The sequence below is a fragment of the Rhizobium sp. BR 250 genome (genome assembly GCF_047445855.1).
In the GTDB taxonomy this organism is placed as follows: Bacteria; Pseudomonadota; Alphaproteobacteria; order Rhizobiales; family Rhizobiaceae; genus Agrobacterium; species Agrobacterium tumefaciens_I.
Genome location: NZ_JARWKW010000001.1, coordinates 188039 through 205991, shown reverse-complemented (window position 1 = coordinate 205991; position 17953 = coordinate 188039). Strand labels below are relative to the sequence as shown.

At 58.8% G+C, this 17953-nt stretch carries 16 protein-coding genes and 1 tRNA gene; 4 read left to right on the top strand and 13 right to left on the bottom strand.

Annotated elements, in window-relative coordinates; translation table 11 throughout:
• Positions 1-4: 4 nt before the first annotated feature.
• The 6 genes from istB to QD336_RS01005 form a co-directional block, all read right to left on the bottom strand.
• Entirely contained in the window at positions 5-817 is an 813-nt protein-coding gene (gene istB / locus QD336_RS01030) for an IS21-like element helper ATPase IstB (RefSeq protein ID WP_499168922.1), read from the bottom strand.
• Positions 807-2333, bottom strand: coding sequence for an IS21 family transposase (gene istA, locus QD336_RS01025; RefSeq protein WP_499168920.1), 1527 nt, complete (start codon positions 2331-2333; stop codon positions 807-809). Before istA ends, istB begins: the two co-directional genes overlap by 11 nt.
• 96 nt (positions 2334-2429) lie before the next feature.
• Positions 2430-2972 carry a hypothetical protein gene (locus tag QD336_RS01020; RefSeq protein ID WP_499168918.1) on the bottom strand — a complete coding sequence of 181 codons (543 nt, stop codon included), beginning with the start codon at positions 2970-2972 and terminating at the stop codon, positions 2430-2432.
• Between the two features lie 300 nt (positions 2973-3272).
• Entirely contained in the window at positions 3273-3551 is a 279-nt protein-coding gene (locus tag QD336_RS01015; RefSeq protein WP_499168917.1) for a PAN domain-containing protein, read from the bottom strand.
• Positions 3552-3845: 294 nt separating this feature from the next.
• A complete protein-coding gene (locus QD336_RS01010) occupies positions 3846-5720 on the bottom strand; it encodes an AAA family ATPase (RefSeq protein WP_499168916.1) in 1875 nt (624 codons plus the stop codon).
• A gap of 9 nt (positions 5721-5729) precedes the next feature.
• A complete protein-coding gene (locus QD336_RS01005; RefSeq protein WP_499168914.1) occupies positions 5730-6077 on the bottom strand; it encodes a hypothetical protein in 348 nt (115 codons plus the stop codon).
• On the opposite strand from QD336_RS01005, the gene QD336_RS01000 reads away from it, so the two are divergent.
• Positions 6061-6384 (top strand): hypothetical protein, encoded by a 324-nt coding sequence (locus tag QD336_RS01000; protein ID WP_499168912.1) that lies wholly within the window; start codon positions 6061-6063, stop codon positions 6382-6384. The two genes, QD336_RS01005 and QD336_RS01000, sit on opposite strands and share 17 nt — an antisense overlap.
• Positions 6385-6393: 9 nt before the next feature.
• Here the strand turns inward: QD336_RS01000 and QD336_RS00995 are convergent, their stop codons facing one another.
• From QD336_RS00995 to QD336_RS00985, 3 genes are read right to left on the bottom strand one after another with little or no spacing between them, the layout of a single operon-like run.
• Positions 6394-7002, bottom strand: coding sequence for an ATP-dependent Clp protease proteolytic subunit (locus QD336_RS00995; RefSeq protein ID WP_269341256.1), 609 nt, complete (start codon positions 7000-7002; stop codon positions 6394-6396).
• A gap of 43 nt (positions 7003-7045) precedes the next feature.
• Positions 7046-7402 carry an SRPBCC family protein gene (locus QD336_RS00990; protein ID WP_499168911.1) on the bottom strand — a complete coding sequence of 119 codons (357 nt, stop codon included), beginning with the start codon at positions 7400-7402 and terminating at the stop codon, positions 7046-7048.
• A complete protein-coding gene (locus QD336_RS00985; protein WP_006697387.1) occupies positions 7399-7713 on the bottom strand; it encodes an ArsR/SmtB family transcription factor in 315 nt (104 codons plus the stop codon). The genes QD336_RS00990 and QD336_RS00985 overlap by 4 nt, the downstream gene beginning before the upstream one ends.
• A gap of 159 nt (positions 7714-7872) precedes the next feature.
• Between QD336_RS00985 and QD336_RS00980 the strand changes: the two genes are divergently transcribed.
• Positions 7873-9429, top strand: a complete 1557-nt coding sequence (locus QD336_RS00980) for a phospholipase D family protein (protein ID WP_499168909.1) — start codon at positions 7873-7875, stop codon at positions 9427-9429.
• Between the two features lie 31 nt (positions 9430-9460).
• On the opposite strand, the gene QD336_RS00975 is transcribed toward QD336_RS00980, so the two are convergent.
• From QD336_RS00975 to QD336_RS00965, 3 genes are all read right to left on the bottom strand, one after another.
• Positions 9461-10294 (bottom strand): response regulator, encoded by an 834-nt coding sequence (locus QD336_RS00975; RefSeq protein ID WP_269341253.1) that lies wholly within the window; start codon positions 10292-10294, stop codon positions 9461-9463.
• 160 nt (positions 10295-10454) lie between these two features.
• Positions 10455-12968, bottom strand: coding sequence for a GcvT family protein (locus QD336_RS00970; protein WP_499168908.1), 2514 nt, complete (start codon positions 12966-12968; stop codon positions 10455-10457).
• A gap of 338 nt (positions 12969-13306) precedes the next feature.
• Positions 13307-15940, bottom strand: a complete 2634-nt coding sequence (locus QD336_RS00965) for a mechanosensitive ion channel family protein (RefSeq protein WP_499168906.1) — start codon at positions 15938-15940, stop codon at positions 13307-13309.
• Between the two features lie 122 nt (positions 15941-16062).
• On the opposite strand from QD336_RS00965, the gene QD336_RS00960 reads away from it, so the two are divergent.
• Complete coding sequence (locus tag QD336_RS00960; protein ID WP_269341403.1) at positions 16063-16317, top strand: GlsB/YeaQ/YmgE family stress response membrane protein; 255 nt, start codon at positions 16063-16065, stop codon at positions 16315-16317.
• Between the two features lie 155 nt (positions 16318-16472).
• Positions 16473-16548, top strand: a tRNA-Lys gene (locus QD336_RS00955).
• Positions 16549-16848: 300 nt separating this feature from the next.
• Here the strand turns inward: QD336_RS00955 and QD336_RS00950 are convergent.
• Positions 16849-17922 carry an acyltransferase family protein gene (locus tag QD336_RS00950; protein ID WP_499168904.1) on the bottom strand — a complete coding sequence of 358 codons (1074 nt, stop codon included), beginning with the start codon at positions 17920-17922 and terminating at the stop codon, positions 16849-16851.
• Between the last annotated feature and the right edge of the window lie 31 nt (positions 17923-17953).

Sequence of the window (17953 nt, the reverse complement as noted above, 5' to 3'; positions counted from 1 at the left end):
CCTGTTAGGTATGTTTCGGGTCTGCGGTCGTGGTCAAGTTCCTCGTTTTCTCCTTTGTCGTTTTGGTGTCGTGCGCAGAACTGTTCTTGAAGCGGAAGCTGTCGTTTCCGGTTTCAAGGATGTGGCAATGATGCGTGAGCCGGTCCAGCAGCGCGGTGGTCATCTTGGCATCGCCGAAGACGCCGGCCCATTCGCTGAAGCTGAGGTTTGTCGTGATGATGACGCTGGTTCGCTCGTATAGCTTGCTCAGCAGATGGAACAGCATCGCACCGCCTGACGCACTGAACGGCAAGTATCCGAGCTCATCGAGGATGACGAGATCGGAATGAACGAGCCGGTTGGCGATCTGCCCAGACCGTCCTTGCGCCTTCTCCTGTTCCAGCGCGTTGACCAGCTCGACGGTCGAGAAGAACCGAACCCGTTTGTGATGATGCTCGATGGCCTGAACGCCGATTGCCGTCGCGATATGCGTTTTGCCCGTGCCGGGGCCACCGACCAGGACAATGTTGTTGGCGTCGTCGAGGAACTCGCAGCGGTGAAGCTGATGCACGAGCGCCTCGTTGATCTCGCTGCTGGTAAAATCGAAGCCATTCAGATCACGATAGGCAGGAAAGCGGGCGGTCTTGAGCTGATAGGCGGTCGATCGCACCTCCCGTTCGGCTGTTTCCGCTTTCAAGAGCTGCGACAGGATAGGAACGGCAGCCTCGAACGCCGGCGATCCTTGCTCCGTCAGTTCGCCGACGGCTTGTGCCATGCCGTGCATCTTCAATTGCCGCAGCATGATGACAATCGCGCCGCTTGCTGGATTATGACGCATGGCGGGCCTCCGTCTTCCTCAGGGCATCGTATCGTTCGACATTTGCCTTCGGCTCGTTGATGAGCGTCAGGGCTTGCGGCGCATCGATGGTCGGCGGCGTGAAGGATTTGCCGTCAACAAGTCGATGCAGCAGGTTCAGGACATGCGTCTTGGTCGGAACCCCTGACTTCAGCGCCATGTCGACCGCCGACAGTACGGCCTGTTCATCGTGTTGAAGGACAAGCGCCAGGATATCGACCATCTCCCGATCGCCGCCCGGCTTCTTCAGCAGGTATTGCTGTAAGGAACGGAATGCCTCGGGGAGTTCGGCGAATGGTGCGCCATTGCGAAGCGCACCTGGCTTGCGCTGCACCACCGCCAGATAGTGCCGCCAGTCGTAAATTGTCTGTCCCGGCCGATCATGAGATCGATCAATGACACGACGATGCTCGCAAACGATCTGGCCTTCCGCAGCAACCACGACACGATCCGGATAGACCCGCAGGCTCACCGGTCGATTGGCGAAGGACGCCGGGACGCTGTAGCGATTGCGCTCCAGATGGACGAGGCAGGTCGGTGAGACACGCTTGGTGTGTTCGACAAACCCATCAAACGGCCGGATAACGGGCATAAGCGCGGGTGCTTCCTCCGCCCAGATGTCGGCAATGGAGCCACGCATCTGGCCGTGTGGGGTCTGCGCCCAGAACTCCTTGCAGCGCTGCTCGAGCCAGTCGTTCAGAGCATCCAGCGATGGAAAGCGCGGCGTTGGCTGCCACAGACGATGACGCGCGTCCTGAACGTTCTTCTCGACCTGTCCCTTCTCCCAGCCGGAAGCCGGATTGCAGAACTCGGGTTCGAACAGGTAGTGGCTGGCCATTGCCTGGAAGCGGACGTTGACGTCACGCTCTTTGCCGCGGCCGACCTTGTCGATCGCGGTGCGCATGTTGTCGTAGATGCCACGGCCGGGGATGCCTCCGAACACGCGGAATGCATGGTTGTGGGCATCGAACAGCATCTCGTGCGTCTGTAGGAGATAGGCCCGCACGATGAAGGCGCGGCTGTAGCTCAGCTTCGTGTGTGCCACCTGAAGCTTGGTTCGCTCATTGCCGATGATCGCCCAGTCCTCCGACCAGTCGAATTGGAAAGCTTCGCCGGGATCGAACGCCAGGGGCACATATGTCCCGCGGCCCGTCGTCTGCAATTCTCTCTGCCGGTCATCACGCCATTCCCGGGCAAATGCGGCCACCCGATTGTAGGAGCCCTCGTAGCCAAGGTTCATCAGGTCGGCATGTAACTGCTTCATCGTCCACTTCTGTTTGCGGTTCTTCTTGGATTCGGTCTTCAGCCAGGCAGACAACCGATCGGCAAAAGGATCGAGCTTGCTCGGCCGCTCTGGGACCTTGAACTTCGGCTCCACGCCGTCCAGACGCAGGTATTTGCGGATGGTATTCCGGGATAGGCCAGTCCTGCGGCAAATCTCCCGGATCGATAAATGTTCTCGAAAATGCCAGCGTCGGATCACGCTCAATAACGCCATGTCGATCACTCCATAGCCCTCGCTGAAAACATGCGAGGGAAGGTTGGAACATGGGTCAATTCTCAATGGAAATATCACGCCACGCCGGGTCAGTTCTCAGTGGCAATCAACAGTGCGGGCATTAACGCTGGAATTATCCACCGCATGGAAGATGTGATTTCTGAAGTCAGTCTTCGCCAGCATGTCCAGAATGAATAGCGGCTGCGAGTGATCGCGCTTCCGGACGTAGCGGTTGAACCAGCTTACTTCCTGCCAGGATTTCAGGTAACCGTGCAGTTCGTCTGCGTTGTGGTAGGTCGTCCACCCGAGCGTGTCGAACAGCCCGATCATCCTGACCCGATCTGCCGCCTTGTCGATGGCAAGATTGAGCGTAGGGATAACTGGCTTCTCGAGAGCTATCGCATATCCGATCTCGTAGAGGACGTTGTGATTCGGATAGGTGATATCCGCGAGGAGAACGTCGGCCTCCTTGATCTGGTCGCGCACAAGATCATCGAGCTTGAAGCCTGCGATGTTCATGTTCTCCCAAGGTTTGATCGCCAGGTTTCCCCGCGAACTCTTTTCAACCGCTCCGTGGATCGCATCCTTCACTGTCGCGGATCCTTGAGGATAAGCATAGAAAGCAGAATAGCGCGGCATTTTAGTTTCCATTGAACGACCGGCCGCAGACTACTTCATTGCGATGCTTTGGGCACTATGGATCGCACACGCAAGGCGTGTTTTCCCCAACTCGGTTTTCACGCAGCATCCAGAGCATCAGACATAAGTTCTTCCACGGTTCGACACCTGCGTCCATTCCTCGCGGTGATAGCCGCCCGACGGCGGCAGTGGTCACGATGCGCGTCATCGACGGGGACACGGTCGAGATTGAGGGCATCATCTATCGCCTCCACGAGATCGACGCTCCGGAAGCCGGCCAGAAATGCAGTCCCGGAAACGTCAGGACATGGCCCTGCAGGCAGGCCTTGATAGAAGAGCGGAGTCGAGCTCTCTAGCAAAGCGAGAGTCATTTGACCCCAAGGTCGCCCCCTTCGCGGTCCTCTGCCGACCGAGCGCGTTCTTCAACCAGCACTCCTTCTTCTTGGAGACGTAGGCAAAGGCACGGCAGGCATTGTAGCCGACGCAAGCGACGAAGCATTCCAGATAGTTGGTCTCCCTGATCCGCCTGTAGTCACCACCGGGAAGATCCATTCCCGAATAACTCGTAAAGTCGGACATGATCACGTCCGCCGCCTTCGAGGCCGAGTAGGCTGCGGTCGCGCATGCGAACCATAGCGCCCGGCCACAGGAGGAAATCCCCGGAGCGAAGAATCTCACCTGCGTTCACGGCGACACGGATGGCGTTACCGACATGCGCATCAATCCGGCTCCCTGCCCGCTGGAGACCCCAGGCGGTCCGGATTCAGGCCCTGTAATGCGCTCTCAAAGCTTCGCCTGACAACAGCTATGGTATTGATGCAGTGAATCTTGATTCAGCCTATACTGCCTGGCAATACTCCTGGCGAGCGAACATCAACCCGTCCGACCGCCCTCTGCTTCGGAAAAGATATCCATCACCTCGCATCTCCAGACTACGCCGCGATTCGCGAGGGCTCGTGCAATCTCTTTCGCTTCCTGTCTCCGCTCTTGGATGATTGTCGTCGCTCTCAACAGTTCTGCCTCCAGCAACCACTCGACCCTCCGCCGTAGAACAGGATCATCACGGCGCAACTCTTCTAGTTCCTTGGAGCTTGAGACATCACAGTACTGGAGTGATTCCAGCCCCAAACTTGCGAGCATGATCGTAGCAATATCCGAAGCTCGCTGAAGATCGGATCCAGCGACGCCGCCGGAACCATCAAAAACATCACCAAGGATGACTTCTTCGGCAGCCATGCCGCCCAGCAGCATCGCAATCTCGTTCATATAGGACTGCCGGCTTCGATTTGGTGTGTAACTCCGTCGCCATTGCACGTGCCCGATACTCGCGTCCCGGTGGCTGGCCTCCCTCGCCACGACAATCATCTCGATCTCGGCCACAGATAGAACGGTACCGACGATCGCGTGACCGGCCTCATGTACAGATGCTGACCAAAGCTCGTCGTCGCCAACAGGTGTGATTGCTGGCACGACTGCAAGCACATCCGACACTCGGACTTCCCTGCCCTGGCGACGGGCCAAGCGGCGAGCATCCTTCGCGACCTGCGCGATGTCTGCGCCAGAATACCCACTTGTTGCCAGAGCAGCTTTAGTGAGGTCCTCCGGAGCGCTGGCAGCGCCCAGATGCATCGCAAGCATCTGCTCGCGAGCCGCTTGATCGGGAAGTTCGATCGCGATGTGGCGGTCAAGGCGGCCAGGTCGACGCAATGCCGGATCGATATCGTTCGGAAAATTCGATGCAGCGATGACGATCACCCCTTCCCTGCCTGCGGATCCATCGAGCAGTTCGAGTAAGGCGTTCACCACTTGAAGACTGTAATTTGCGTTGTCTCCTCTGAATGTCCGCCTGTCGCCGATGCTGTCGAACTCATCAATGAGGAGCACCGACGGAGCTGCGGCGGCTGCGTCGCGGAAACTCTTCCGCATTTCGCCCAGCATGTCGCCGAGATGTCCCTTGGACTGCCATTGCGCGCTCGATGTGCCGATGAATGTCGCCCCGCAGGAGCGCGCAAGCGCCGATGCGAAGAGCGTCTTGCCGGTACCGGGAGGACCGCTGAGAAGAAGCCCTGCATCCACATCACGCCATGCGATCTTGCCGGCCTTCCAGTCAGCGAGATCAACGACCAGGTTCGCTGCCCAATCGCGCGCCTCGCCATAGCCTTCCAGGTCTTCCACCAAAGGCTCCCAAGTCATGGTCGCAGGAGCCTTCGAAGCGTCCGCGAGCCTTTCCAAGACGATTTCGATCGGACGTCCTTTTCGCAACGCACCGAACAAGAGGCTTGGAGGATAGTGGCAGAGCCGGCTGGCCGCCTCGCTTGCAATATCGATCTGCCATACATTTTTCGCGGCCGAAATCAGGTGGTTCGGCTTGATGGACCCGACGTCAACGATGCGGTCCAAGGCGATTGCGATCTCAGGCAAAAGCCTGGTTCCTTTCTCGATCAGGACGACAACAGCCGATTTTTGCGCCAGGACTTTCCCAGCGTCTTCGCAATATGTCTCCCCTCGCCTGCCCAACTCAATTGTTGTAACTGCGTAGCGGATCAAAACGCTGGTCTCTCGCAGGACCAGTTTAGCCGCCTCCCGATAGGCTTCCATGTCGGCCTCGATTGGCAGTACGAGACCGACTGCATGATCGATCTGTCCCTCACTCAGGTAGACACCACACAACCTCAAAGCATTTTTGAGAGCGACGGCATAGGTAGCCGCTTCGAGCGAGGATTCCCGCTCGGCAGATCTGTTTGACATCTTCGGCCCCTACTTCGCCATGCGCCTGACGACCGTTTCCGGTCCCAGCAGAGCTTTATCGAGGTCGACTTCAAGGATGTTCTTGAGGATCATCGTTGCGATTGTTGGCATGGGCTTGCTTTCGCGAACGACAGAAAGGCATTCCGCAAGCGTCAACGTCCCCATTTCTTCCAGCGCTGCGAGAATTCGGATGCGATCGCCCAGCGGTGCATCATATCCCGCGTAGCGAATGAGATCCTTGGCATTCTGCATCCGCGGCGCGCCGACGAACTCGGAGGAGGACACCGCCAGATAGCGGTAGCCCTGCTTTTCGGCTATCCGCGATGTCGCCGATGCCCATGTGCTGGCGTTGACCAATGCGGGAGACGATTTCCAGCGCTATATCATATCGGCAACCACCCCGTTTTCCGCTGACGATTGCGACAGCCTCGCCGAAGATGCCGCTTCCGTTCTCCGGCAGCGGACCCCGGCTCTCGCCGCCGCTTTCGCGCAGCGGAGATGGGCGCTGCCGGCGATCATTGACCGGGTCTATTCACCCGCTCGCGCCGTAGACGGGCTTGGCTGGACATCCCGCTTCGGTTTCGAAGAGGTCTTGGCGGAGCTTGCCCGGTGCAGTCTGGAAGTGCTGCCGGCCGGCGCCAACATCAGCAGGAAATCCGAATAGGCCCCCAGCCTAAGCCGCCGCATCCTCGCGGACTTCCAGAATGCGGTCGATCAAGCCCCATTCCAGAGCCTCCTGCACCGTCATGAAGCGGTCGCGATCCATCGCCTTTTCGAACTCGTCATAGCTGCGCCCGCAATGCTCGGCATAAAGCCGTGTCATGCGATGTTTCGTCTGCCTGATTTCTTCGGCATGAATGAGCATATCCGACGCCTGCCCCTGAAAACCGCCGGAGGGCTGGTGAATGAGGATGCTGGCATTGGGCAGCGCCGCCCGCGTGCCCGGCTCACCCGCCATAAGCAGGAACGATCCCATCGAGCGGGCCGTGCCCATGCACAGCGTATGCACCGGCGCGCGAATGTAACGCATGGTGTCATACATGGCGAAACCGCTGGTCACCATGCCACCCGGCGAATTGATATAGAGATGGATCGGCTTCTTCGGGTTTTCCGCTTCGAGAAACAGCAATTGCGCACAGACCAGTGCTGAGACCGTATCGTTTACCTCACCGTTGAGGAAGATGATCCTCTCCCGCAACAGGCGGGAATAGATATCGAAAGACCTTTCTCCCCTTGACGATTGTTCGACTACCATTGGGACGAGTTGCATCGTTTCGCGCATCGGCGAACTCCTGTCGGTTGAAAAATTCGGGGAATGTGGCGGATCAGGCGGCGAGCTTGATCGGCGAACCGTTGTGGTTTGCGGCGGCCTTCGTCATGCGGCCGGTATTTGCGGGCAGGTCGTGAATGATGCGCAGGCTGGTGCCGCCATGGGCATTCGCCGCAATCCTGAAGGTGACGGTGCTTTCCAGAAACGGCGGATTGTCCTCGCGCAGCCGGTAGCGCACCTCCTCGCCGGGCTTGATATCGATCGCATCCGGTTCCGCCAAGGCCTCCTTCGGCAGCCAGTTTTCACGAAACGCCGGAATACTGATTGCGCGCCAGACCTTTTGTGGCGGCTCGTCCAGATCATATTCAAGCTCGATGCCGTTTGCCGGCGCTTCCGGTGTCTGCCTGTTCATTGATCCATATCCTTCAGCAGGAGCTTCAGAGCCTCGATGCGCTGCGGCCAGTAAGCGCGATATTTGCCAAGCCATGCCGCAATGCGGGTCAACCCTTCCGGATCGACCTCGTAATTGACGAAACGGCCCTGCCGCCTTTCAACCACCAGCCCCGCCCCGCGCAACACTGAAAGATGCTGCGACATGGCCGGCTGGCTTATCTCGATCCCCTCACGCAAGGCAGAAGCGTTCATGGCGCCGTCCGCCAGCTTTTCGAAAATGGCACGGCGCGTCGGATCGGCCAGTGCCCGGAAAATATCATTCTCTGTCATGACGACACATAAGCATACACTTATGTCATTCGCAAGCTCTTTCGGCGCGTGAAAAACGCGCCTTTTTCATTCCCATGGCATGAGATGCCGTGAACGCTTTATCCCCTCGCGCGTTTTCATCCGGCCTGATAGGCTTCGGGCCGGGAGCGATCAAAACAAGTGACTGCATTTACGGTCTTCATCGTCATTCTTCTTTTGGTCATCGGGCCGAGCCTGTTCGTCGTCATCGGCAAACAGCGGGAAAAGGCCATTCCCAAGCGCCCCTCCACCGCCCTGCCCGTCGCCGAGGATGGAACCGCGCTGGACAGGCACTGGCAATCGATCAGGAACGGCTGGAACGAGAAGAATGCGCTCTGCCTGCTGCATTCCAACCTGGATGCCTTCGCCGTGCGCGTGGCGGCTGCACGGGCCGCCGGGCGCAGCCTCGATCTCATGTATTACATGTGGAATGCCGATCTGACCGGGCGGCTGATGATGCGCGAGGTGATCGCCGCCGCCGATCGCGGCGTGCGCGTGCGGCTGCTGCTCGATGACCTCGGCGTGTCCATCTCGGACCGCATCTTCCACGCCATCGACAGCCATTCCAATATCGAGCTCAGGCTGTTCAACCCCACGAGGGCGCGGGAAAACATCCTGCATCGAAGCGTCGAACTGGTGCTGCGCTTTCGAAGCGTCAACCGCCGCATGCACAACAAGGCATGGATTGCCGATGGGCGCACCGTAATCGTCGGCGGGCGCAATATTGGCGATGCCTATTTCGATGCCGCCGAGCGGGCGAATTTCCACGATTTCGACATTCTCGGTTTCGGCAGGATCGTCGCCGACGCCACCGAAATCTTCGACGATTACTGGAACAGCGCCGTTTCCGTGCCGGTACGCTCGCTGCTGGCGCGCAGACCGAACAAGCTTGCCAGATTGCGGCACGAACTGGACGCCCTGCCGCAAAGCGAAGCCGCCAAACCCTATCTGGAGCGGGTGGAGAGCCAATATGGCCGCGATCATTTCCTGATGTCGGACCGGCTGCACTGGGTGGATACGGCGGATATTCTCGCCGACCCGCCGGAAAAGGCGGCAGGCAAACGCCGCAAGGGCCACAATTTCCTGATGGAAAGTCTGCTGCCCCTGATGCAGGCGGCAGGCGAAAGCCTGCACATCACCTCCCCCTACTTCATTCCCGGCAGGGAGGGCATGGAGATTTTTCTCGATCTCGCCGAACGCGGCGTATCGCTCGCCATCCTCACCAATTCGCTGGCCGCAACGGATGTGGCCGCCGTTCACGCGGGTTACGCCCGTTATCGCAAACCGCTTCTCCTTGGTGGGGTACGCCTGCATGAGCTGCGCGCGCAGGCGGATCAATCGAACTTCACGCTACGCGGTTCGGGACAGGCAAGCCTGCATACCAAGGCCTTCACCCGCGATGGCAGGACCGGCTATATCGGCTCGCTGAATTTCGATCCGCGCTCCGCTTCGCTCAACACCGAAATGGGTGTCGTGTTCAATTCGCCGCCGCTGGTCGCCCGTATGGACGAGATATTCACCGGGGAAATCCGCCGCACGATGAGCTTCGAACTGGATGTGGACAGCCGCAAACGCATTGTCTGGACGACGGAAGAACAGGGGCGGACGAAGACATACCGGCGCGAACCCGACGCGGCCATCAGCCGCCGCATCGTCGCGGGCATCATGCGCTTCCTGCCATTGGAATCGCAGCTTTGACGGTCGAAAGGCCCGCCAAAGCCGCCTCCTCTCAGGCCGCCGGCCTTACGCCGGACTTGGCCAGCTGTATTTGCACCAGCGTATCGAGGTTCTGGTTGACGCGACAGTAAAACTCCTCGTCGATGAAGGGCCGCAGCATGAAATCATTGCCACCCGCCTTCAGGAACCGCGCCGAAAGCAGCCGGTTGGTGGAGGAGGAAACACCGATGATGCGCAGCTCATGCGACCCGCGCACCGTGCGGATGCGCCGCGTGAGTTCGAAGCCATCGATATCGGGCATGTTGTAGTCGGTCACCACAAGGCCGATATCGGGATTGGCCTTCAATATATCGAGCGCCTTCGCACCGCTATCCGCCAGGCTGACGCGGAAATTATAACGCTTCAGCCGGCTTGAAAGCAGCGCCCGCGCCGTCGGGCTGTCATCGACGATGAGCACATGATGGCGGTGGTTGGTAAGGAAGCGACAGACGGATTCCGTCAGCATGTCCACGGCGAAAATATTGTCTTTCAGAATATAATCGACCACATCCTTGGCGATCAGCGTTTCGCGCGTCGCTTCATGGAAGGTGCTGGTGAAAACGATGGTCGGGATCGAAAGATCGATCAGATATTCCAGCGCCTCCCCCTTTTCCGCCCCCGGCAGGTTGATGTTGGAAATGGCGAGCGTCACCGGTTCGGGAGAATGTTCGTAACAGGCCTGCAGCTCCTCGAAGTTGCGGCACACCTCCACGGTAACGCCCAGCAGCTCCTTCAGGCGCATGCTCACCATCTGGGTGAACACATTGCTGTCTTCCGCCAGCAAAATGCGGTTATTGCTGAAAGGCACGCCAGAATATTGCATGCCCGTGATGCCTAGAAAATTCATTCTGCCCCGATCCCCCATCGTATGTCAGCGAAAGATAGCAGCCGCATTTTTCAGAATGATTAATAACACTTTTGCCGGAAGGCCAGTTGAGCACATGCTTACTTAAACGGAAATACGGCCCGCGAGGGGGCCGTATTCCAGCTTTGGGAGGGGAATGGTCTTATGCGCGCAGAAGCGCATTATCGGTGTCGAACGGGCTTTCTTCCACCACTTCGGCATCATAGGACGTGCCGAGAATGCGGATTTTAAGCTTGGTGCCGACAGCCGCATATTCCGGCTTGAGCATGGCGAGCGCGATGGATTTGCCCATACGCCAGCCGAAACCGCCGCTGGTGACACGGCCGGCAAGCGCGCCGTTTGCATCCACGATCGCTTCCGAACCGCGCGCATCGACATCGGTATTGCCGGATACGGTCAGCGTCGAGAAGACCCACTTCACGCCGGCTTCCTTATAGGCCACCAGCTTGTCGCGGCCGATGAAGTCCTTTTCCGGACGCAGGAAGCGGTCCAGACCGGATTCATAGGCGTTATATTCGACGGAAAGCTCGCGGCCCATGTTGCGGTAGGATTTTTCGAGCGACATGGAGACCATGGCGCGGATGCCAAAGGGCTTGATGCCGAATTCGGCGCCCGCTTCCATCAGCCTGTCGAAGATGTAGTTCTGCATCTCGATCGGATGGTGCAGCTCCCAGCCAAGCTCGCCGACGAAGTTGACGCGCAGCGCATGCGCCGTCGCCACGCCGACGGAAATCTGCTTGCCGGTGAGCCAGGGGAAATCCTTGTTCTCCAGGCTGGTGCGGGTGAGCTTCTTCAGCAGATCGCGCGACTTCGGACCGGCCAGCACCAGCACGCCGTATTTCTGCGTGATCGGCTGCAGCACCACGGAGCCATCGGTCGGTGCCAGACGACGCAGAACGTCATGGTCATGCGCTTCCAGACCACCGGCCGAAACCATGTAGAAGCGGCCCGGCGCCCATTCATAGACCGTGAATTCCGCCTTCACGCCGCCATTCGGCGTCAGAAGGTGGGTAAGCGCGATACGGCCGCGCTTCTTCGGCACCGCATTGGCCAGAATGCTGTCGAGCCAGGCGCGCGCACCGGGGCCGGAAACCTCCATCTTGGCAAAGGCCGACATGTCGAGCACGCCGACATTCTGATGAACGTTCTTCACCTCGTTGCCGACATGTTCGAAATAGTTCGAACGGCGGAACGACCACTTTTCAACGATGCGGCCGTCTTCCAGCGCCGGCGCGTGATTGTGGTTGGTGATGACATCGGCACCGACGCCGAGATCTTCCTCACGCAGCGCATAACCTTCCGGTGCATACCAGTTGGCGCGCTCCCAGCCATAGACGGAGCCGAACACGCCGCCGAGCTTCTTCAGGCGATCATAAACCGGCGTCGTCTTCAGCGGACGGGCGGCGGAGCGCTCCTCGTCCGGGTAATGCATGGTGAAGACGTTGGCATAGGCTTCCTCGTTCTTGGCGATGAGGTAACCTTCCGTTGCGTAAGGACCGAAGCGGCGCGGATCGACGCCCATCAGGTCGAGCGTCGGCTCGCCGTCGACGATCCATTCCGCAAGCTGCCAGCCGGCACCGCCGGCGGCGGTGATGCCGAAGGAGTGACCTTCGTTCAGCCAGAAATTCTTCAGGCCGGGAGCCGGACCGACGATCGGATTGCCATCCGGCGTATAGGCGATCGCGCCGTTATAGACCTTCTTGATACCCACTTCGCCGAAGGCCGGAACGCGCACCATGGCGGTTTCGATATGCGGCATCAGACGGTCAAGCTCTTCCTGGAACAGCTCATATTCGCTGTCGTCGGAGGGACCGTCGACATAACAGACCGGCGCGCCGACTTCGTAAGGACCGAGGATCAGGCCGCCCGCTTCTTCGCGCATGTACCAGGCCGAGTCAGACTCGCGCAGGACACCCATTTCCGGCAGGCCTTGCCGGCGGCGTTCCTGAATGGCCGGGTGCGGCTCGGTGACGATGTACTGATGCTCGACCGGAATGACCGGGATGTTGATGCCGACCATCTCCCCGGTCTTGCGGGCGAAGGAGCCCGTGCAGGAGATGATATGTTCGGCAATGATTTCGCCCTTGTCCGTCGTCACCTTCCAGTGACCGTCTTCCAGCTGCTCGATGGCGGTGACGGTGGTGTTGCGGTAGATGGTGGCGCCACGGTCACGCGCGCCCTTGGCCAGCGCCTGCGTCAGGTCGGCGGGCTGGATATAACCATCGTCGGGATGCTGGATCGCGCCGAGCAGGCCGTCCGTCTCACAGAGCGGCCAGATTTCCTTGACCTGCTCCGGCGTCAGCATGTTGACACGCACGCCGATGGTCTCGGCAATGCCGGCATAATACATATATTCGTCCCAGCGATCCTTGGTGCGGGCGAGACGGATGTTCGAAACCTTGGAGAAGCCGACATTCATGCCGGTCTCTTCCTGAAGCTCCTCGTAGAACTTCACGGAATATTTGTGGATCTGGCCAACCGAGTAGCTCATGTTGAACAGCGGCAAGAGGCCGGCCGCGTGCCAGGTGGAGCCCGAGGTCAGTTCCTTGCGCTCGATGAGAACGCTGTCGCTCCAGCCCTTCTTGGCAAGATGATAAAGTGTCGAGACGCCGACAACGCCGCCACCGATCACCACCGCCCGTGCATGTGTCTTCATTTACAGAACCCCTGAAAAGCGCCGGCCTTGCCTTATTCCGCCGACATTGGATGGGAGGAATATGAAGCGCTTGCGGGTTGTTCAGCCGCCTGATTGCGACATGGCCATAGGGTGCTGCGACAGGCGTGAAAATGACGGCATGCCGGGTGAAAGGCTTCCCACCCCTTTCTTCTCTCGCCGAGGAGAAGGTGACCCGAAGGGCCGGATAAGGAGGCCACGTTGCCGAATATCCCGACGCTAGCTCCCACCACCCGCTACCGCGACCTCCTCCCCCGCGGGGAGAAGGTGACAGGCGGCGAGCCCCTGCCCGGGACTCGGCACCCTCAAGCAACAGCCTGCTACGCTTTCGCGCCAGATTTCTCCTTCGGCTCAGCCGCCTTCTCGCTCTTTGATAGCTCTTTCTCTGGCGCCGCCGCCCCCGTATGGGCCACCACCGCCTTGTCGCCCTCTTCCGAAAGCAGCGCCGCCAGCATCTGCGGATTGGCGTCACCTTCCACATGGATGTTGAGGTTGCGCTGCGGGAACGGGATGGCGATGCCCTCTTCGCGGAAGCGGTGGAGAATGGCGATGCGCAGCGCGTTTTTCACGGCAAGCCCGTTCGACAGGTCAGCAAGGTGGAAGCGCAGCTCGAAATCCAGAGAGAAATCGCCGAAACGCAGAAATTCCACATGCGGTTCGGGATTGCGCAGCACCGGCGGCTGGGCGCGCACCAGCTCCAGCAGAATATCCATCACCTGCTGCGGATCGGAATCATAGGCAACAGACACCGGAATTTCCGCCCGCATGATGCGGTTGCGGTGTGTCCAGTTGCCGACAGAGGAGTTGATGAATTCCGAATTCGGCACGATGATCGATTGTCCACGGAAGGTTTCGATCTCGGTGGCGCGCACGGAAAGCCGCTTGACGGTGCCTTCCGTCGTGCCGGTCACCACCCAGTCGCCCACCTTGAAGGGACGCTCGACCAGGAGGATGAGGCCGGAGACGAAGTTCGAGACGATGTTCTGCAGACCGAAACCGATACCGACCGAAAGGGCGGAGGCGACCAGCGCCAGGCTTGAGAGGTTGAGACCGGCGGAAGAGACACCAAAGATCGCCGCAACGGCGATACCGAGATAACCGATGCCTGTCTTGACCGAGTTGCGCACCCCGGCATCCACCTGGCCCCGCGCCATGACGTTGTTATCAAGCCACTTCTGGAACCAGCGGGTGATGATGTAACCGATGGCGAAGACGAGCACGCCGCCGAAAAGTCCGATCAGCGAGATGGAGGCATTGCCGACGGTGATGCCGGTCAGCAGGCGATAGGCCCAGCTTTCGATATCGCCCGGCTGAAAGCCCCAGGAAAACAGGATGAGCGGCACGCCGAAGGCAAGCGCCACGGCATAAATGCCAAGCCCCGCGGCAAGGCCGGCCTGATCAAGCGCAACCGGCCCAAGGCCGAAGCGCCGCGCGAGATAACGCCCGGCAAGGGATTCGCCAAAGGCGCCCTGCCGCGAAATCGCCTTGCCGGAGAGAATGCCGATATACATGGTCGCCAGCACCGCGCCGGTCGCGACGATCTGCGTGGCGAGGAAGCGCGCAAGACCGACATAACCGGTCAGGCAGGCGCCGATGAGGATGAGACCGCCCACCCGCAACAGAATGACGAGCCAGCGCGGCAGGCGCTGGTTGCCGGTGTCGTAATCCTGCCCCTCACCGATCATCGGCCGCAGGAACGACACGGTGAGCAGAATGAGCCCGATGATGATGGAGGCGACGAAACTCTTGGCGACGGTGACGATCAGCGGCGAATAAAGCGTCTCGCTGATGGTGCCGAACAGGTAATCGAGACCATTGACGAGCGCCATCAGCAGCACCGCCGAAGACAGCGTATGTGCGCCCTTGTTCGATACCTTCAGCAGGCGCCATTCCGGCTGTGTCGGCGCAAAGATCGCATAGCTCAGCCGCGAGACGAAATAAACGAAACCGGTGATCGCCATCGCCCCGAACAGGATCGGCGCTATGTCGGACCGCAGCACGTTGAAATTATCGAGGAAGAAGGCCGAGGTGACGAGAAACAGGAACAGCGACAGCGACTGCACCATGGTCGACCAGAAGGCCACCGAAAGCCTTCTGAGATAGGAAGGCTCGCCCGTGAAGGCGCGGCGGTCCATGCGGCTGCCGAAAAAGCGGTAACCGCCGACCAGAAACAGCAGCGCCGCCATGATCGACAGCATCACGGCGCCGAACATCGGCAGCCGCTTGTAGTTCCAGACATAGGCCGCCCAGTTGCTGAAGGCATTGTTGAGGTTGGTGAGTTCAGCCAGAAAGGCGGAAGACGCATCCCCAAGTGTCTGGGCGGAAACTTCCGTGCGCTTGAACAGGGTGGCGGCGAAAAGCGCCCGGCGCACCGCCGTGATATTGTTGGAAATCTGCGCGGCATTGTTGGCGGTGGCCTCCACCTCGCCGGCCATGGCATTCAACTCGCCGCGCTCCGCCGTCAGCMGGTTCCGCTCCTCCGTGACGAGGCTCGCCTCCGATGGCTGGCCTTCGCCAGGCGCCGCACCCAGCGCATCCAGCCGGGTCTTGATCTGGTCCAGCCGCGCCCGAAGCTTGGCATTGGCGGCGGCGGCATCGGCAGCGATGCCATCGGCCCGTCCCTTGAGGTCGACGAGCTGGACATCGTCGCGTCCGCCCGCCTCCACCTGCCCCGAGATGAATGCGATATCCGCCTTCCATTTTTCGAGATCCGATCTCGCCTGCTCGACCGTCGAGACCTGGATGGCGCCCGGCGTTGCCGGCGTCGTTGTTTCCTGCGCCAGAGCCGGCATCACCCAGAGGCTGCTGAAGAGGGCAAAAAGAACGGCCAGTATCGGGGCCATGCCGCCACCTCGCCGGCCAGCGCCCGCCCGCTCGCCGAACACCCGCCTGCCATCCATCAATCCGCCGACCATCAACCGCACATCCATGCCTTTCGTCTCTTTACGCCGCATCAGGCTATTTAGCGCCTGCCGCGCGGAAAACCACCCGCATAAAGCGAGGTTTTCAGGAGTTTACCTTGCTTTTCACCACGAGAATCATCACCTTCGATTATGCAGCAACATGGGAGGAAATCATGGAATCTGCTGGCATTGGCTGGATCGCAGCCATCATCATCGGTGGTGTCGCCGGGTGGCTCGCCGAACAATTCATGAAAAGCAATATGGGTGTTTTCATGAACATCCTTCTTGGAATCGTCGGCGCGATCGTCGCCAACGCCATCCTGTCGGTATTTGGAATCGCTCTACAGGGTTGGCTCGGTTATCTCATCGCCGGCTTCGTCGGCGCCTGCATCCTCATCGCCATCGGCAGAGCCTTCAGGCGCGGATGACCAAAAAGAAAAATCCGTAAAACCCCGGATTTTCAGGCTTTTCCAGCGCGACTGAAATTTTTTCGTCATAAAAATCGAAGAAATTTCATTTCCGCGCTGGACAAGCCCAAACTTCCCCTTTATAGCCCCCCTCACACCGCCACACGGTGCCGGTCGGGTGATTAGCTCAGTTGGTAGAGCAGCTGACTCTTAATCAGCGGGTCGTAGGTTCGAGCCCTACATCACCCACCAATCTTTCCAAACACTTAGTGTTTAATTCAGCCGCAAAGCGGCTCGAATTTTTCCCCTGCAGCCTAGAATAAAATGACCTTGAAATCCGCCTTTGGCGACAAGGTCCGCACCCTCGCGCCAGCAACTCGCCATAGCAATGTTCCCGCCCCTCGGCGGCACGGATGCAGCGGACGCACCCTCCTGATCAAAAGGCGCGAAACGCGGCTGTGAGCGCCCACTGAAGCCGCCCACAGAAAACCTCTCTGCCAAGCTGCGGCGCTCGTCGAACGCCAGCGATACCTTTCATGACAGAGTGAAAAATCACCCGTTCTGACTAACCGCCGCTTCCGCTTTTGGTGCGGAGGCACTTCTACGGCGATAGGCTTGATTTAACGGAGCCTCAACGAAGCGGTAGGCCATCAAACTCAGCAGCGTCGTGGCGAACAGGGCCAAGATGGCAGCCAAGGCTACCGAAAGGATGCCCGGACCCCAAAGCGCATTGACAGCTTTGGCGGATGTTTGAATGAGCAGATTGTGTATGAGATAAATTGAGTAGCTGGCATTACCAAGCTCGATAATCCATTTGTTCTTTAGACGAAATCCGTTTTTCTCCAGCAACACACATCCGGACACCAATAGAAATCCAGCCACGCCCCAGCTCAGAGGCCGGAATATGCCGGTGCTGTGAGATAGCCCCAGGCCAAAGCCCGTAGCCGCGATCAGCACCACGCCCAAAATCAGGAAAGACCAACCCGCAGCCGCGGCGGCCTTATTGTCCGACCACCGTGCTCCGGTCAAAAGATATGCCGCTCCGATGGCGACCCCGAAGACGAAGTCCAGTATTATCGGCTTTGCGTAATATGCCATATATCCGAGCGGGAGAACTTCGCCGGAAGCGACAAAAATCGCCAGAACTGCCGAAAGGAAGCAAATCCTGAGGAGGAAGTTCTTTATTGGCAGGAGAGAGGCGAAGACAACGTAGAAGAACATCTCGTAATTCAGCGTCCATCCCACCGACAGAATTGGCTCCCACAGACCGTTGCGCGTAAACGGTATAAAAAACAGCGAGTTGAATATATAATCCGCGCGCAGCTCCATCACGCCGACAGGGCGAAAACCTATCAAAAACAAAGCAACAACAAAAAGCGTTACGATCCAGTACATGGGAACGATGCGAACAATTCTGTTCAGCATAAATCGAAAAGGATCGCTCTCTTTATTAAAAGTCGTGACGACCATAATAAAACCGCTCAATACAAAAAATATATCGACCCCTGCGGCGCCGAACTCATAGCTCTTTGCATTGGGGAAATAGGGTGTTAGATTTGGAACAAAATGATGAAAAAAAACAAGATAAGCGGCAACCGCTCTCAAAACCTGCAAATTAAATATCATTTAAAATATCCTGAAAAATATACTGTATAAG

Bases quoted from the DNA above. Each gene is read 5' to 3' on its own strand.
- QD336_RS01020 (WP_499168918.1), bottom strand. From the start codon at position 2,972: ATGCCGCGCTATTCTGCTTTCTATGCTTATCCTCAAGGATCCGCGACA.
- QD336_RS00970 (WP_499168908.1), bottom strand. From the start codon at position 12,968: ATGAAGACACATGCACGGGCGGTGGTGATCGGTGGCGGCGTTGTCGGC.
- istA (WP_499168920.1), bottom strand. From the start codon at position 2,333: ATGGCGTTATTGAGCGTGATCCGACGCTGGCATTTTCGAGAACATTTA.
- QD336_RS00975 (WP_269341253.1), bottom strand. From the start codon at position 10,294: ATGAATTTTCTAGGCATCACGGGCATGCAATATTCTGGCGTGCCTTTC.
- QD336_RS00985 (WP_006697387.1), bottom strand. From the start codon at position 7,713: ATGACAGAGAATGATATTTTCCGGGCACTGGCCGATCCGACGCGCCGT.
- QD336_RS00990 (WP_499168911.1), bottom strand. From the start codon at position 7,402: ATGAACAGGCAGACACCGGAAGCGCCGGCAAACGGCATCGAGCTTGAA.
- QD336_RS01015 (WP_499168917.1), bottom strand. From the start codon at position 3,551: ATGTCCGACTTTACGAGTTATTCGGGAATGGATCTTCCCGGTGGTGAC.
- istB (WP_499168922.1), bottom strand. From the start codon at position 817: ATGCGTCATAATCCAGCAAGCGGCGCGATTGTCATCATGCTGCGGCAA.
- QD336_RS00960 (WP_269341403.1), top strand. From the start codon at position 16,063: ATGGAATCTGCTGGCATTGGCTGGATCGCAGCCATCATCATCGGTGGT.
- QD336_RS01010 (WP_499168916.1), bottom strand. From the start codon at position 5,720: ATGTCAAACAGATCTGCCGAGCGGGAATCCTCGCTCGAAGCGGCTACC.
- QD336_RS00950 (WP_499168904.1), bottom strand. From the start codon at position 17,922: ATGATATTTAATTTGCAGGTTTTGAGAGCGGTTGCCGCTTATCTTGTT.
- QD336_RS00995 (WP_269341256.1), bottom strand. From the start codon at position 7,002: ATGCGCGAAACGATGCAACTCGTCCCAATGGTAGTCGAACAATCGTCA.